Origin of the sequence: Nocardia sp. NPDC060249 (genome assembly GCF_042728755.1) — a bacterium.
GTDB lineage: Bacteria > Actinomycetota > Actinomycetes > Mycobacteriales > Mycobacteriaceae > Nocardia.
This window is the reverse complement of record NZ_JBHXAQ010000002.1, coordinates 284035-297986: the sequence shown is the minus strand read 5'-3', so window position 1 is coordinate 297986 and position 13952 is coordinate 284035. Positions and strand designations below refer to the sequence as shown.

At 66.4% G+C, this 13952-nt stretch carries 10 protein-coding genes; 7 read left to right on the top strand and 3 right to left on the bottom strand.

The window, feature by feature from the left end; genetic code table 11:
- Positions 1 to 46 precede the first annotated feature (46 nt).
- From ACFWFP_RS08955 to ACFWFP_RS08945, 3 genes are read left to right on the top strand one after another with little or no spacing between them, the layout of a single operon-like run.
- On the top strand, positions 47 to 1513 hold the full coding sequence (locus tag ACFWFP_RS08955) for a fatty acid desaturase (protein WP_379294158.1): 1467 nt from the start codon (positions 47 to 49) through the stop codon (positions 1511 to 1513).
- Positions 1514 to 1559: 46 nt separating this feature from the next.
- The gene (locus ACFWFP_RS08950) at positions 1560 to 2729 is read left to right on the top strand and encodes a type III polyketide synthase (RefSeq protein WP_379294157.1); all 1170 of its coding nucleotides are present in this window, start codon (positions 1560 to 1562) and stop codon (positions 2727 to 2729) included.
- Positions 2730 to 2741: 12 nt separating this feature from the next.
- Positions 2742 to 4577, top strand: a complete 1836-nt coding sequence (locus ACFWFP_RS08945; protein ID WP_379294156.1) for an ATP-binding cassette domain-containing protein — start codon at positions 2742 to 2744, stop codon at positions 4575 to 4577.
- A gap of 42 nt (positions 4578 to 4619) precedes the next feature.
- On the opposite strand, the gene ACFWFP_RS08940 is transcribed toward ACFWFP_RS08945, so the two are convergent.
- Positions 4620 to 5489 (bottom strand): glucosyl-3-phosphoglycerate synthase, encoded by an 870-nt coding sequence (locus ACFWFP_RS08940; protein WP_379294155.1) that lies wholly within the window; start codon positions 5487 to 5489, stop codon positions 4620 to 4622.
- Between the two features lie 183 nt (positions 5490 to 5672).
- On the opposite strand from ACFWFP_RS08940, the gene ACFWFP_RS08935 reads away from it, so the two are divergent.
- Positions 5673 to 7001 carry a TerD family protein gene (locus ACFWFP_RS08935; protein WP_379294154.1) on the top strand — a complete coding sequence of 443 codons (1329 nt, stop codon included), beginning with the start codon at positions 5673 to 5675 and terminating at the stop codon, positions 6999 to 7001.
- A 43-nt stretch (positions 7002 to 7044) separates the two neighbouring features.
- On the opposite strand, the gene ACFWFP_RS08930 is transcribed toward ACFWFP_RS08935, so the two are convergent.
- On the bottom strand, positions 7045 to 7755 hold the full coding sequence (locus ACFWFP_RS08930; RefSeq protein WP_379294153.1) for a hypothetical protein: 711 nt from the start codon (positions 7753 to 7755) through the stop codon (positions 7045 to 7047).
- A gap of 126 nt (positions 7756 to 7881) precedes the next feature.
- The gene (locus ACFWFP_RS08925) at positions 7882 to 8760 is read right to left on the bottom strand and encodes a sulfurtransferase (RefSeq protein ID WP_379294152.1); all 879 of its coding nucleotides are present in this window, start codon (positions 8758 to 8760) and stop codon (positions 7882 to 7884) included.
- A 657-nt stretch (positions 8761 to 9417) separates the two neighbouring features.
- On the opposite strand from ACFWFP_RS08925, the gene ACFWFP_RS08920 reads away from it, so the two are divergent.
- The 3 genes from ACFWFP_RS08920 (at position 9418) to ACFWFP_RS08910 (ending at position 13952) form a co-directional block, all read left to right on the top strand.
- Complete coding sequence (locus tag ACFWFP_RS08920; protein WP_379294151.1) at positions 9418 to 10707, top strand: LuxR C-terminal-related transcriptional regulator; 1290 nt, start codon at positions 9418 to 9420, stop codon at positions 10705 to 10707.
- Between the two features lie 285 nt (positions 10708 to 10992).
- On the top strand, positions 10993 to 12168 hold the full coding sequence (locus tag ACFWFP_RS08915) for an acyl-CoA dehydrogenase family protein (protein WP_379294150.1): 1176 nt from the start codon (positions 10993 to 10995) through the stop codon (positions 12166 to 12168).
- A 29-nt stretch (positions 12169 to 12197) separates the two neighbouring features.
- Positions 12198 to 13952 (top strand): acetyl/propionyl/methylcrotonyl-CoA carboxylase subunit alpha, encoded by a 1755-nt coding sequence (locus ACFWFP_RS08910; protein WP_379295110.1) that lies wholly within the window; start codon positions 12198 to 12200, stop codon positions 13950 to 13952.

Here is a 13952-nt window from a genome sequence, read left to right as displayed (position 1 = left end):
GCAGGCAACACGCATCGGACGCCGATCGGACACGGAGGAAGAACTAATGACGATCGATGATCGACCTGATGAAGCGGAGCGCGAGCTCCCGCCACCACCCGGCCCGGGGGGTCGGCCTCCCGTCAACAACGTATGGGTTTATAACGGCAGAGCCTACGACCTGAGTGAGTGGATCTCCAAGCATCCAGGTGGTGAATTCTTCATCGGCCGCACGAAAAATCGCGATATCACCTCGATCATCGGTTCCTACCACCGTGATCCGGAAAAAATCGGGCGGATGATCGAGCGTTACAGTCTCGGTCGCGATGCCACGCCCGAGGACATCCATCCCAAGAACAACGCTCCCGACTTCCTGTTCAAGGACGGGTTCAACAGCTGGGACGACACTCCGAAGTACAAGTTCGACAACAAGTCCGATCTGCTGCACCAGGTGAAGGCCAGGCTCAAGGAGCCCGAGCTGGCCGCGCGACTGAAGCGCATGGACCGCGCGTTCGACATCGTCGTCGGTGTGCTGATCTTCGCCTACATCGCTGTGCAGGCGCTGCGTCTCTACGACACGAGCTGGATGCCGTTGCCCGCCTTCGTGATCGCGATGGTGCTGCTGCGTAGCTCGCTGGCGGGCTTCGGCCACTACGCGATCCACCGCGCGCAGAAGGGCTTGAACAAGTACGCGGTCAATGCCTTCGACATGAACTATGTCGCACTGTCTTTCGTCACCGCCGACGGCCACGCGCTGCTGCACCACCCGCACACCCAGAGTGAAGTCGACATCAAGAAGAACGTCTTCACGATGATGATGCAGATCCCGCGCCTGTACCGGGTGCCGGTGCACACCGTGCACAAGTTCGGACATCTGTTGACAGGCATGATCATTCGGCTCCTCGATGTCTGCCGGCTCACCCGCAAGGTGGGCATCAAGGACATGTACGGCAGCTGGCGCGGCGCGCTGCCGCACTTCATCGGCTCGTTCGGGATGCGGTTCCTGCTGGTGGCCGAGTTCGTGGCCTTCGCCTTCGCGGGCGATCTGCTCGCCTGGGGCCTGCAATTCGTGATCACCCTGTGGATCAGCACCTTCATGGTGGTGGCCAGCCACGACTTCGAGGTCCCGACCGAGGAACTGCACGTCGAGACCGAGGACTGGGCGGTGAACCAGCTCGAGCAGGCCTACGACCTGACCGTGGTCGGCAACAAGTACGTCGACTGCTTCCTCTCGGCCGGGCTGAGCTCGCATCGTGCTCATCACGTACTTCCGTTCCAGCGCAGTGGGTTCGCCAATATCGCCTCGGAGAACGTGGTGCGTGAGGAGGCCGCGAAGTTCGGCGTGGAGTGGCTGCCTGCCAAGAGCTTCTTCGGAGATCGTTTCCCCAAGCTGTGCCGGACCTATCTGCTCGCGCCCTCCCGTGAGGCCGAGGAGAACCGGTGGGGTTTCGTGCGCGAACACTGCGCACCATCAGCGCTGAAGACCTGTGTCGTCTACACCGCGCAGGGCTTCTCCGGCATCGGAACCGTCTGACCCGGCCCGTTGCCACCTCTGATCTGTCTCGAAAGGATTTGTGCCCGTGTCTGTTTCCTTTGACCTGCTCCGCACGCCCGACGTCGAGCGCGGGCACGACCTGCTACCACCCACGCCGCCGACGACCGTCGGCGTCATCGAAGCGGTGGCCACCGGTTCGCCCTCGCTCGTCGTCGATCAGGCCGTCAACGCGGGCCGGGTCGCCGAACTGTTCTCTGATCCCGCACAGCGTCAGCGCATTCCACGCATCTACGCCAATACCAGGATCGACACCCGGCGCCTGGCCATCGACCCCCTCGACCCCGAGTTCCTCGAGTTCAGTCGCAAGCCGGGCACCATCCGGGAGCGGATGAACCTGTTCTTCGAGCACGCGGTGCCGCTGGCGGTCGACGTGGCCACGCGCGCGGTCGCCGGACTGGAGAACCCCGCCGAGGACATCGGCCAGCTGATCTTCGTGACCAGCACCGGCTTCATCGCCCCCGGCGTCGACGTCGCCGTGGTCAAGCAGCTGGGTCTGTCGCCGAAGGTCGGCCGGATGGTCATCAACTTCATGGGATGCGCCGCGGCCATGAACGGCATCCGCGCCGCCGTCGACTACGTCCGGGCCCACCCGGACAAGAAGGCGATGGTGCTGTGCATCGAATTGAGTTCGGTCAACGCCGTTTTCGACGACGATGTCAACGACGTGATCACCCACAGCCTCTTCGGTGACGGCTGCGGTGCGGTGGTGATCGGCGCCAACCAGGTGCACAAGCCGCTGGCGCCCGGCAGCGTCGTGATCCGCGACAGCTTCAGCCACCTGTTCGACGACGCCGAGGACGGCATCGTGCTCGGGGTGAAGGACGCGGGCATCACCTGCGAACTGGCGACCAGCCTGCCCGACTACATCTACCGCGGTGTCGACCCGGTGGTCTCGGAAGTGCTGGCGCGCAACGGACTCGCCAAGTCCGATATCGAGTTGTGGGCGATCCATCCCGGTGGTCCCCGCATCATCGAGGAGTCGGCGCGTTCGCTCGGCATTCCCGCCGAGCTGGCGGCGCCGAGCTGGGAGGTGCTCGCCGAGCACGGCAACATGCTCAGTGTTTCGCTGATCTTCGTGTTGGAGCGGATGATCCGCGACGCACAGACAGTGGCGCCGATCTCTACCGGTGTGGCGTTCTCGTTCGCACCGGGTGTCACCCTCGAGGGCATCGTGTTCGATGTCATCCGAAGCTGAGAGCCGAAGGTTATGCATCTGCTCCGTTTTCTCGCCGCGCTGTCGCCGGCCCGGATCGCGGCCGTCGTCGTCGCCGGCCTGATCTGCGGCGCCGCCAACACCTATCTGGTGACGCTGATCAACGCGGTCGTCTCGCCGCGTCCGCAGCCGGACAATTTGCTGCTGCGCTTCGGTGCGACAGGTCTGGTGATCCTCGTCAGCGGTGTGCTGTCGCAGGTTCTGCTGATTCGCCTGTCCCAGGACGCGATCTACCGGCTGCGCAGCGACATGAGCTCCGGAATCGTCTCCGCCCCACTGGAACACCTCGAACGGCTCGGCATGCATCGCCTGATGGCCACGCTCACCGAGGACGTGCGTTCGCTGTCGCAGGCGGTGACCGCCATTCCCTCGATCTGCGTGGATGTTGCGACCATTGTCGGCTGCTTCGTGTTCCTCGCCGTGGTCTCGGGACCGATTTTCGCGGTCACGGTCGGCGGCACGCTGATCGGCATCGCGTGTGTCGAACTGGTTCTCAAGCGGGTCCGCGGCATCTACCGGGAAGCCAGGGAGAACGAGGACGCGTTGCTGCGATCGTTCCAGGCCGTCACCCTCGGCATCAAGGAACTGAAGCTGCACCGTGGCCGTCGCCGTGACTTCATGGACCGGCACCTGCTCGGTTCGGCGGGCACGCTGCGCGACCAGAACACCGACGCGGGCTCGAAGTTCTCCTACGCCCAAGGCTTCGGCCAGGCGTTGCAGCTGGGCACGATGGCGCTGATCCTGTTCGTCATCGCGGCCGCACTGGATCTGCCGCGTGACACGATGGTCGGCTACGTGCTGGTCACCACGTTCCTGGCGATGCCGATGCAGAACTTCATGCACCGCATCCCCGATCTGCTGCGGGGTGATGTCGCGTTGGCCAAGATCCGGGCGATGAACCTGTCGATGACGACGCTGCACGACGAGGAGTCGCTGCCGTATTCGGAGCGTCCAGCGGCAGGGGAGGCCAAGCTGGAACTGACCAACGTCAGCTACATCTATCGTTCGGAGGCGCCCTCTCAGGTGCCGCCGCCGCCGGGATCGCACGGGCCGGGCGGGCCACCGCCGCGTCCCGGGATGCCGCCGCGCGAGGGTGACGGCAGGCCGCCGCATCCGCATCCGGCTCACCCCGGTGCCCATCCGGGTGGCGGTCCGGTGGATGTCAACGGCAAGAACTGGGTCGACCACGGTGGCGTCGATGTGCGCCCACTGGCTCCGCCGCCCGGACTCGACGAGTCCGAGGACGCCGGGTTCCGGCTCGGCCCGATCGACCTGGTTTTCGAACCGGGCCAGATCACGTTCATCGTCGGGGGCAACGGCAGCGGCAAGTCGACGCTGGCCAAGCTCATCACCGGTCTGTATGTGCCACGCTCGGGGTCGTTGTCGCTCAACGGGGAGAGGATCGACCACGACAACATCGAGTGGTATCGGCAGAATTCGTCGGCGGTGTTCACCGATTTCCATCTGTTCGAGGACTACCTGGGTTTCGACCGCCCCGGTATCGACGCCGAAGTCCAGCGTTATCTCGACGAGTTGCAGATCGCGCACAAGGTAACGGTGCAGGACGGGCGGTTGTCGACCGTCGACCTGTCGCAGGGGCAGCGCAAGCGGCTGGCCTTGCTCACCGCCCTGCTCGAAGACCGCCAGATCTACGTCTTCGACGAATGGGCCGCCGATCAGGAACCGCGGTTCCGCGACGTGTTCTATCACGAGATCCTCACCGATCTGAAGCGCCGAGGTAAGACGGTCATCGTGATCACCCACGACGACCGGTACTTCGATTGCGCCGACCAATTGGTGAAGCTCGATTTCGGTCTCGTCGCTGTGTGATGCGTGGACGCCGGTCCCTACGGGGGCCGGCGTTTTCGTGTGTCAGGCGATGTCGCGGTACTCGGCGATACGGCGCGACATCGGTGGCCGGTCGGCCAGGCTGACCTCGGAAGGTGTTCGCTGCCAGCCGGTGTCGCCGGGCAAGAACTGGACCAGACCTATCCCGGAATCCCGGATGCCGAGTCGGTCGAGCAGCGTCGCCACGACCTGGCGGCTCATCACCGCGAGTTCGTGCGTCGGACGATTGCGGTGCACGCGGATCCCGAGGTCGACCTGGGCGATGGCCGACAATCCGCGCCGCTGCCAGCAATCGAGCAGGATCCCGATCTCCGCGCCGTACCCGCCTGCGATGGAGATCTGCCCGAGAAACGCCCGTGTGGTGGCACATTCGCCGCCGAGCGGCTGGATGATCTCGGCCAGCGCGGGCGCGAGCGCGGTGAGCAGCGGACGCGCCACGAGCTGAGTGACCCGGCCACCGCCGTCGGCGTCATCTGTCATCGGCCTGCGATAGTAGCCCTTCACCAGGGCAGTGTGCGGGTCGGCGAGCAACGGTGCGAGCAAGGTGGGCACGAACATCGGATCGGGTTCGACGAGATCCGCGTCGAGGAATACGATCAGATCACCGGTACACACCGCCATCGACCGCCACAGCGCCTCGCCTTTGCCCGGCCGCACCGCCACCCCCGGCAAAGCCTCTTCCCGCGTATAGACCTCGGCCCCGGCGACCCGCGCCCGCGCGATGGTGCGATCCGCGGATCCGGCATCGAGCACGATCAACTCGTCGACCAGGCCACCGAGCAGCGGCCGAACAGAAGCAACCACCCCGGCAACGGTGTCCTCGTCGTCCAGCGCGGGCACCACCACCGAGACCCGACGACCCGCCTTACGGTCGATCAGTTCACGGACGTCCATCCCGCCAGTCAACGACACACCCGCCACCCCCGCTACCGCTGCGTCTCGATCTGTGACCGAATCCAACAGTTTTTCGGCTGTGCTTGGAGATAGCTACAGCTGCGTGCCGGTCGCTGAACGCGCGCCCGCCGTCCTGCTCTGCGGGTACCGTGGGGCACAGCCGACCGGTGGAGGGGCAGGAACATGAGTGGGAGTGCGGCAACGATGGTCGAGGTGTCCAAAGGGTCCAAGACCGATCTCGTCGACGGGCGGTATACGGTGCGCCTGGATCTGGACAGTCCGGCCGGGGCGGTGGACATCGCGGCGGTGCTGTTGACCGCCGACGGCAAGGTGCGTTCCGATGCCGACTTCGTGTTCTTCAACAATCCGGCCGCGTCGGGTGTTCGGCTGGAGTCCGATGCTGTTGTCGCGGTAGATCTTTCGGCCTTGCCTGCCGAGATTCATCGGGTGGTGATCACCGGGAGCACCGAGGCGCAGGGGATTAGGTTCGGTGCGGTCGCCGGGCTGCGGGTTTCCGCTGTCGGGTCCAGTCAATCGGTGAGTTTTGTGCCGCCAGGACTGGATTCGGAGACGGTGTTGCAAGCTGTCGCGCTGTATCGGCGGGGCAGTGGGTGGCGGCTCGACGCGATCGGTCAGGGATACAGTGCCGGGCTGGCGGCGTTCGCGACCGATCACGGCATCGTCGTCGACGCGGACGAAGAACCGGCCGAAGTGTCTTCGCCGGTGGCCGAAGTGCCCGCACCCCAGCGTGTTACGTCCCCGGCGCCCACGGTCGATCTGCGCAAAGTCGACGTCGTGCTGACCAAGGATTCGCCGGATCGCCGCGCTACGATCGACCTACGCAAGGGCGATCCGGGCTACGTCTTGACCGTCGGCCTCGAATGGGACGGACGCGGTGCGAAATACGACGCGAACGGTCGTGTCACCGAGTTCGGTACAGGCGACCTCGACGTGTACTTCTTCTGCCGCAACGAGATCACCGGCGACTACGTGGTCCTCAGCGGCGAGAAAGGCCACCAGGGCGACATCACGCAGTGGCCGTTCATCCATCACCAGGGCGACAGCCGCGGTCCCGGCGCCAACAATCTTCCTGCCACCGAACAGGTCACCGTCCGCCCCACCGAGAACGGCGACCTGCTCCTCAACGTCTACCAATCCGTGGACAACGGTGCGGGCGCCATCGACAAATTCGGCAACCCACGCGTGCGCGTGCGCTACGGCCGCCCTGGCCCCGACGGCCTGCCCGACAAGGATGCCGATCAGATCACCGTCGTCATCGGCAACGGTAAGAGCTCCTTCTGGGCCACGGTCGCCCACATCGACGTGCGCGAGGGCATCCTCACCGTCGACGGCACCATCCACTACAGCCGAGCTTTCAGCGAACGCATGCCCGTCCTCGACACCGGTGGCACCTGGGTCCGCTCGGCCAAGAACGGCCCCGTGGGCCGCAGCAAGAAGGCCAACGGTCTCGGCTTGAGCCGCTACGAAGGCCAGTGCCCGACACCTCGCTGAGCCGAGATCACGTCAGAGGCCCCGTCGGGTGTCGGCCACCTCGCTATTTCGAGCCGGCCGACTCGTCCGGCAAGCAGCCCTCGCAGAGCAATCGCTTCACTTCGACGGCCGTGAGCTGGTCCGGGGGGAAGAGCTCGTCGCAACGCGCGCAACGCTTCCTCCGGGTCGACGGCGGTAGGGGAGGACCATACTGGGAAAGAGCGGCAAGATCGAACGTCCACTCTTTCTCGGAGCGGGCACGCCATTGCTCGAACTGCTGCTCGAGATAGAGATCGGTGTGCGCCGGGGTCCAACCATTCACCTCCGCCAGGTGGCTGCGGGCCTGCTCTCCCCGGCCATCGGCGATCTCCCGGCCGATGTGCTTGACGGCGTGGCAGGCCGCACACAGCGCCTCCAGCCGGACCAAACGCTGGATCTGCTGCTGGTCATCGTATTCCCAGACCTCGTTGCAATCCGGAGCCCGCCGCCCGGCACCGTCGCAGATCTCACATCGGTTGCCTGCCGCCTCGCACACGATTGCTCGAAGCCGCTTCCATTCCCTCGCGGAGAGCTCCGACCGCAGGTTGGTTCCCCACCTCGTCTTCGGAACCAGCTCGACGGTGAGCCGTGGGGGAGAAGCCCGAGTCGTCGGCACAGCTACCCGCAGCTCCGGCGAACTCGTCGCAGCGCCGACGAATTTACGGCGTCTGCTGCCGACCAGCACCACCAACATGATCAGCACGGCGGATAGGACAACGCCGACGATTCGAATCATGCGCCTGATCGTGTCACTCAATCCTCGTGTCGACGCGATAATCACAAGGTTCGCGCATGACTGTTCTGCGCTTTCTGAATCGGCGCGCAATCCGCTGAGCCGGTGGTATCGACCGGAGCTGGTGGATCAACCGGGCTGCTCGCCGACGACCAGAGGTAGCGCGGGGTCGGCGGTCCATGCGGTCAGGGATCCGTCGTAGACGGAGACATCGTCACGCCCGACGAGGGCCAACGCGTGGGCGACCCCCGTTGCCGCGACACCTCCACCGCAGTAGGTGACGGGCGTGATCGCCGGATCGAGCAGACCCGCGGCGGCGAACAATGCCCGCAGTTCCTCGATGGGGCGCAGTGCGCCGGTCTCCGGATCGCGGATCCGGTCGATCGGCAGGTTGATGCTTCCCGGGATGTGGCCGGGCCGGGCGAAAACGCCTGTCTCGCCGCGATAGGTCGCGGCGTCGAGGACGCCCACGAGCCGGAACTTGTCGTCGGCGATCGCCGCCTCGACCTCGTCGGTGGACCGGATGAGGCCGGGGCGGCGGCGGGCGGTGAAGGTGGCCGGTGTGGGCGTCACCGGGGAATCCGAAATCTCGGCACCCGCCGCCCGCCATGCGGCAAGGCCGCCGTCGAGGACCGCGACGTCGTCGAAACCCTCCAGGCGCAAGTGCCACCAGAAGCGGGTGGCCCAGATTCCGTCGTGCTGGTCGTAGACGACGACGCGCACCCCGTGGCCGATGCCGATCGCGCCGGCCGCAGATGCGAAGCGCTCTGATTCCGGTGCGGTGCAGGGCTGATCGGAGGCGGGATCGGCGAAGTCGGTGAGCAGATCGGCGAACACGGCGCCCGGGAGGTGGGCCGCCGCGTACGCGGTCCGCCCCGGCTCGAGCGTGAAGGATCCGTCATCGAGCGCCGTGAATTCGGTGCTCGCGTCCACGACCAGCAGGCCGGGCTCGCCCTGATGGTCACGGAGCCAGGAGACGGACACCGTGTGGGGGACGTTCTGCCCCATGTGGACCTCCGATTACGCTGGTGGGCACTGCATTCCGAATCTAGCGAGCACGCCGGGCCCGCACCAGACCACCGATCTGCGTGAACGAAACCCGGGTCGTCTCGGGCCGGCCGGTTGAACTCGTGGATACAGTTCGCTGGTCTTCCGAGATGACATCGCTGAACTATGCCGTTACCGTTGATCATCGAGACTGTTCGACGAGACGAGGAGGCTACTCGCCCGGCTCCAGTCGCGCCGGGTCGTGGGCGAGCCCCGGTCCGAGGTCTGTGCCAAGGCCTCTCGGTGACATCCCCCCACTGCGCGCACGATTACCATCACATTCCGTGCCTCGGCAATACTCGATACTGTTCCGGTAATGGCCTGTGCAAGTGTGTAATTCACGATGTGATCTGCAAGAGATAAGATCATCGTATTCATATGTTGAACATCACTCTGAATTGCGCTGTGTCGCTGGTACTTTGACATCCGGGGGGACTTTCGCGGCCTTCGACGGCGTGGTCGTGGAAGCTCGGCTCGCTGCACCAGGGAGACTTCATGACCAATCATCCTGTGTCCCGTTCGGAAGGCGTATCGCCCCCGAGCGTAATGAATGTTATGTCGGATCGTCAGAAAGTATTGTCGATCAAAACATCCCGGAGCTCTGGGTGCGTCGCGCCGGTGAGATGTGGTCACGCGGAATCGACGTGGTGTGAACGCCGAGACTCCCGGCTCACCGACAAGATCGAATATCTGTCCGGTGTCGGTCGCGCCGAGGCCCGCCTCCGTTTCGGCGATGCCGACACCCTGTGCGGCGGCGTGCAGAACATGCTTTTCGTGCACTGCGGAGTCCTGGACCGCGAGACCATCGTCCGGCGATCGGAACTCGTGCTCGACGCCGAATCCGACGAGCCGGACCCGGGGTGTCTGTGGCTGGCTCTGCTGTCCCTGGTCTACGCGGACCGATGTGCGGAGGCCGCGGCGTACTGCACCCGGTTGCTGTCCGCCGGACGCGGCGAGATCCCGTTTCGCCTCTTCGAAGCGCTCACGCTCATTCGCGCCAGAATCGACGCGCAAGCCGGTCGCCCCGCCGCGGCGATCGCGGCGATGGAACCGCTACTGCGTCGCGGTGTCTCACCCGCGCTGCGCGGCATCGCGCTGGCCTGGCTCGTCGAGGCGCTGGTTCAGGTCGGCGATCTGAGCAGTGCGCGGTGCCTGTTCGAGGACCGGATGAGCGCGGTGGACGCGATGCCCGACCACGCCCACGTACTCGCCGCCCGTGGTGCGCTGCATCGTGCCGAAGGCGATCTCGAGCGCAGCCTGGCGGACTATCTGGCCTGCGGAAAGGTGTTGACCGCGCTGAATGTGGCCAATCCGGCGATCATTCCGTGGCGCTCGCGCGCCGCGCTGGTGGCGGCCGCACTCGGCCGCTGCGATCTCGCGGGGGCACTGGCCGACGACGAGCTCGCGGCAGCCCGGCGCTGGGGCTCACCGGGGGCGGTGGGACGGGCTTTGCACGCGGTCGGCATGGCGCGGCGCAACAGTCGGTCGGTGAGCGCGCTCGAACGTGCCGTGGAGCTGCTCGAACTCGCTGAAGCACGCTACGAGCTGATGGGCGCACTGTGTGATCTGGGGCAGCTGCACGCGGTCGAGGGCGACGCGGAGCGATCGCGGTGGGCGGTCACCGCGGCCACCGAGCTCGCGGCCGCCGCCGGCAACAGCCCCGTACTGCAGCGTGCGGACTCGGTCCTGGGCGCACTGGACAGTCAGCACCGAGAGACCGGCTTGACCAGACAGGAGCGCAAGATCGCCGGCCTCGCGGTGCGCGGGCTCAGCAACAAGGAAATCGCCGAACAGTTGTTCCTGACGGTGCGTACTGTCGAGTTCCACCTGTCCAATGTGTACCGGAAACTCGGTATCGCGGGCCGGCGTCAACTGGCCGGGGTAATGAATGCGCGGGAGTGCGCGTGAGGTAGTTTCCGGTAGTCGAATTACCCGGACGGCAGTCGTGTTCCGCACGACTGCCGTCTTTTGTGCGTGTGCCGTCGGTTCCGAAGGCGTTGCCCTGGTGACGATCCTGTGGTTTCCCCGGGGAGAACCTACGGGTCGACCGTAGAGTCGTTCCGCAGCTCTTGAATCGTCGCCGAATTCTGTGGGAGATTTTCGGTGATCGGTGAGCAGCGTTGTCGCCGAATAATTCTCGAACTTCTCCGATACCGCTTCGGTATTCACGATATTCGGCGAGAGGAATCGACCATGTCTACCAATCCGTCCCGTGAGGAACTCGTCGAGCGGGCCACGAAGCTGGCGCCGTTATTGCGTTCGCGGGCTCGGTGGATCGACGAGAACCGCCGCCTGCCCGACGATGTCATCGACGCGATCGAGGAATCCTCGCTGCTGAACATGCAGGTTCCCGCGCAGTACGGCGGCTACGAATCCAACACCCGGGATTTCGTGGACGTGCTCGCCGAGGTCGCCCGCGGCAACACCTCGGTGGCGTTCTGCCTGTCGATCTACGCCTCGCTCACCTGGATGTCGGCGCTGTGGCCCGACGCCGCGCTCGACGAGGTCTTCGCGACACCGAACGTGCGGATCTCGGGCACGACCGCCCCCACCGGTACCGCGACGAAGGTCGAGGGCGGTTGGGTGCTCAACGGCACGTGGCGCTTCAACAGCGGTGTGCTGCACGCACACTGGAAAGTCACCGTGGCGCTGCCGACCGAGCCCGGCGCCGCGCCGGTGCCGATCTTCGCCCTGGTGCCGACGGCTGATCTGCGAATCGTCGACGACTGGTACACCTCCGGGCTGGAGGGCTCCGGCAGCGTCTCGACGGTGGCCGAGAACGTCTTCGTGCCCGAGCACCGGGTGATCACCGGCGAGGACTTCTACCTGAACCGGTCCAAGTCGGCGGTGAACGTGCTCAAGCCGCAGTACGCGGCGCCGGTACTGGTGCCCGTCACCGCGATCCAGACCGGTCAGCTGGTCGGCGCGGCGCGGGCGGCGCTGGCGGCGTTCGTCGAACGGCTGCCCGGTCGGCCCATCACCTACACCGACTACCCCAGCCAGCTCGACGCCCCGGTCACCCATCTGCAGGTCGGGGAGGCAGCCCTGCTGATCGAGGACGCCGAGGCACGGGCACGCACGTTCGCCGACGTGATCGACGCGAAAGCCGCGGCGAACGAGGCGTGGACCGAACAGGAACGCGTCTGGTCGCGGGTGCAGATCGGCTGGGTGGCCCACCAGGCCAAGGCCGCGGTGGAGATCCTGGCACAGGCCAGTGGCGGCTCGTCGATCCAGCGCGACGTGCCGATCGCGCGATTGCAGCGCGACGTCCACGCGACCTCGCTGCACGCGATGATCACGCCCAGCGTGAACATCGAACTGTACGGCCGTTCGCTGGTCGGCCTGCCGCCCAACACCGTCTACCTGTGACCGTGACGAAGCGACGGAAAGCAGCGACCATGCGCAAGGTACTCATCGCCAATCGGGGCGAGATCGCGGTCCGCGTCGTGCGCGCGTGCCGCGACGAAGGATTGGCCGCAGTGGCGGTCTACGCCGAGCCCGACCGGGACGCACCGCATGTGCGCCTCGCCGACGAGGCGTACGCGCTGGGCGGGGACACACCGGCGACCAGCTACCTCGACGCCGCGAAACTGCTGCGCGCCGCGGCCGCCGCCGGAGCGGACGCGGTGCACCCCGGCTACGGGTTCCTGTCCGAGGACGCCGATTTCGCGCAGGCGGTACTCGACGCCGGTCTCATCTGGATCGGCCCGCCGCCCGCGGCGATCCGTGCGCTGGGTGACAAAGTGTCGGCCCGGCGGATCGCCGAGGCGGTCGGTGCACCGCTGGTACCGGGCACACGGGATCCGATCGCCGGTGCGGCCGAAGCGGTCGCCTTCGCGGACCGGCACGGACTGCCGATCGCGATCAAAGCCGCGCACGGCGGCGGCGGTCGCGGATTGCGGGTGGTGCGCGACCGCGCGGAGATCGCCGAACTGTTCGACGCCGCCGTGCGTGAGGCCACCGCCGCCTTCGGGCGCGGGGAGTGCTTCGTGGAGCGCTACCTCGAGCAGCCGCGTCACGTCGAAACCCAGTGCCTCGCCGATGCTTTCGGGCACGTGGTGGTGGTGTCGACGAGGGATTGCTCGTTGCAGCGTCGTCACCAGAAGCTGGTGGAGGAGGCGCCGGCGCCGTTCCTCACCGATGCCCAGCGTGACGAGCTGTACCGGGCCTCGAAGGCGATCCTGTCCCAGGCGGGGTACGTGGGCGCGGGCACCTGCGAATTCCTGATCGGCGGCGATGGGACGCTGTCGTTTCTCGAGGTGAACACCCGGCTGCAAGTCGAACATCCCGTGAGCGAGGAAGTGACCGGGCTCGATCTGGTACGGGAGATGTTCCGGATCGCCCGCGGTGAACCGCTGGGCTACGACGATCCACCGGCGCGCGGCCACGCGGTGGAGTTCCGCATCAACGCCGAGGACCCGGGGCGCGGCTTCCTGCCCGCGCCGGGCACGGTCACGAAGTTCACCGCGCCCTCGGGTCCGGGGGTGCGGGTCGACACCGGCGTGGAGCAGGGATCGGTGATCGGCCCCGCATGGGACTCGTTGCTGGCCAAGGTGATCGTCACCGGCGCCGACCGTGATCAAGCGCTGGCGCGGTCGCGCCGGGTGCTCGCCGAGCTCGCCGTGGACGGGGTCGCGACGACGCTGCCGTTCCACCGCGCGGTACTCGACGACCCGGCCTTCACCGGCGCGCCGTTCACCGTGCACACCCGCTGGATCGAGACCGACTTCGACAACCGGATCCCCGCGCAGGACATCGCGGGGGAAACCTCGCCCGAACCCCAGCGCGAGACCGTGGTCGTGGAGATCAGCGGCCGGCGGGTCGAGGTGTCGCTGCCCGCGCCCGACCGGATCGGAACCGGTCTCGTGGCGCCGCGACGGAGCACCCGCGCCGGACGCGGTGGACGTGGCGGTGCCACCTCGGACGCGCTGGTGGCGCCGATGCAGGGAACTGTCGTGAAAATCGCTGTGGCAGAGGGGCAATGGGTCGATTCCGGTGACCTCGTCGCCGTCATCGAGGCCATGAAGATGGAACAGCCGCTCACCGCGCACCGCGCGGGCATCGTGCGCGAACTGACCGCCACCGTCGGCACGACGGTGAGCTCCGGCACCACTGTGTGCCGTCTCGACGACTCCGGAAGTCATGCGGCATGA

What these genes read in the sequence shown, in the direction of transcription:
- ACFWFP_RS08930 (WP_379294153.1), bottom strand. Translation starts at nt 7,755, where the DNA reads ATGATTCGAATCGTCGGCGTTGTCCTATCCGCCGTGCTGATCATGTTG.
- ACFWFP_RS08915 (WP_379294150.1), top strand. Translation starts at nt 10,993, where the DNA reads ATGTCTACCAATCCGTCCCGTGAGGAACTCGTCGAGCGGGCCACGAAG.
- ACFWFP_RS08935 (WP_379294154.1), top strand. Translation starts at nt 5,673, where the DNA reads ATGAGTGGGAGTGCGGCAACGATGGTCGAGGTGTCCAAAGGGTCCAAG.
- ACFWFP_RS08940 (WP_379294155.1), bottom strand. Translation starts at nt 5,489, where the DNA reads ATGGACGTCCGTGAACTGATCGACCGTAAGGCGGGTCGTCGGGTCTCG.
- ACFWFP_RS08955 (WP_379294158.1), top strand. Translation starts at nt 47, where the DNA reads ATGACGATCGATGATCGACCTGATGAAGCGGAGCGCGAGCTCCCGCCA.
- ACFWFP_RS08925 (WP_379294152.1), bottom strand. Translation starts at nt 8,760, where the DNA reads ATGGGGCAGAACGTCCCCCACACGGTGTCCGTCTCCTGGCTCCGTGAC.
- ACFWFP_RS08945 (WP_379294156.1), top strand. Translation starts at nt 2,742, where the DNA reads ATGCATCTGCTCCGTTTTCTCGCCGCGCTGTCGCCGGCCCGGATCGCG.
- ACFWFP_RS08910 (WP_379295110.1), top strand. Translation starts at nt 12,198, where the DNA reads ATGCGCAAGGTACTCATCGCCAATCGGGGCGAGATCGCGGTCCGCGTC.